The 1716-nt window shown below is 42.4% G+C and carries 1 protein-coding gene and 1 pseudogene; both read right to left on the bottom strand.

Translation table 11 applies throughout. From position 1 onward, the window contains the following. Positions 1-832 (bottom strand): ribosome biogenesis GTPase YlqF (gene ylqF, locus BCT81_RS24290; protein ID WP_102426132.1); only part of this gene is annotated, 832 nt, incomplete at its 3' end. A gap of 496 nt (positions 833-1328) precedes the next feature. After that, a pseudogene (locus BCT81_RS24285) lies at positions 1329-1716 on the bottom strand (hypothetical protein); the annotation flags it as partial.

Genomic DNA, 1716 nt, shown 5'->3' with positions numbered 1-1716 from the left:
CTGGTAGTTCTAGAGTTACCTTACCCAAAGTGCCGTTACGAAGCTCGTGAAGTAAGATTTCAGAACACTTATGAAGGTCGATATGACCGCCAGCACGAAGTGCTCCACGCTTACGACCGATCGCTTCCATCAACTCGATGTCAGACTCTGGCAGCTCTTCAATTTGGTAACGCTCTTGCAGTAGGTGAGGGTACTGCTTCGCAAGATACTCCACGGTGTAGAATGCCACTTCATCGTATTCCATTGCCGTATCTTTTACCGCGCCGGTTGCTGCTAGGCGGAATCCGCTGTGCGGGTTTTCTACTTTTGGCCAAAGGATCCCTGGGGTATCTGAAAGAATCACGCCGTTTTGTAGGTTAATACGCTGTTGACGACGAGTTACCGCAGGTTGGTTACCTGTCACTGCGATTGTACGTCCTGCTAGGCAGTTAATGATGGTTGATTTACCCACATTTGGGATGCCCATGATCATAGTACGAATGTTCTTACCAATCTCTTCACGGTGTGGTGCAAGCTTACGAACCAGTTCCATGATGTGATTGACTTCTTCTTTAACGCTGGTGGTAATTGCAATAGCCTTTACACCTTGCTCTTTTTCGAAATGCTCAATCCAACGTTCAGTTAACTCAGGATCGGCAAGGTCACGCTTGTTCAGTACTTTTACACAAGGCTTATCGCCGCGCAGTGAGGAGATCATTGGGTTTTCACTACTGAACGGAATACGCGCATCCAGTACTTCGATGATCACATCAACTTGTGGGATAACTTCTTCGATTTCTTTGCGGGCTTTATGCATGTGACCCGGAAACCATTGAATTTTACTTGCAACCATATGAAAATCTTACCTTTTATTTTTATGGTTAGGCTGGTGGGGTATCAGGTGGGGTACCAAAAGAGAAATCAGATAGAGGGGTACTGAAGTATTTAACGACCACCTGAAGCCACGTCAGCAATGTTGTGATCATTTTAACACTTTAACGGTTAGGACGAAAATCTTAGTCGATTTAAAAGATTCATAAGATTCATAAGTCAAATGATGAGGTTTGTTTTCTCTTCTAATCTACTTAGCTCGGAACGCCGACTAAAGCTCTCTTGAACCCATCATTTTTTGAACACACGTCAGATGATTGAAAGCAATTGTAATCAATTAATTTTATTCTGCGTCAAAGTCCGCATTCTTTTGTGTATACCAACTTGCTTACTAAAGTTGCTGTGTAAATGATGTTTAATCTAAGCCCACATCAAGGTTATCCATGCTGAAAAAGATGTGCCTGAAAATGAGCTGATTAATATGTTAAGTGAAATTTATCGAATGGAGTGCCTATGGGTTACAGCTCAATGCTCAGCTCATTATCAATCATCTCTTTTAGCTTTGCCTTGATCTGGCTTTTTGACTGGCTACCTGCAATTTGGCTAAGTTTGGCCCAGTCAGCTTCACTAAATGTTAGCGTTTTTTCTTCTTTGCTGGTTTTAGTATCTTTGCTTTTATTGAGCTCTCTTTGCTTTCTGCCAAACTTCTCGGTTAGTTTTGCTTCCAGTTTTGTAAATTGGTTTGGGTCTGTGGTAGCGCAAAGCACATCAAAGATACACAAAATGGTTTGCTTTTGCTTATCGGTGCTCTCTGTTACAGAGAGACCGATCGCCGGGAAGTTTTTGGTTAAGCTACGGTAATGCCAGCTTATCAAATTGCTATTGCTTGTCTGAAAGACATTTTTA

Source organism: Vibrio sp. 10N.261.52.A1, from assembly GCF_002876325.1.
In the GTDB taxonomy this organism is placed as follows: Bacteria; Pseudomonadota; Gammaproteobacteria; order Enterobacterales; family Vibrionaceae; genus Vibrio; species Vibrio chagasii.
Note: the sequence above shows the minus strand (reverse complement) of the source record. Positions and strands in the feature narration are given on the sequence as shown.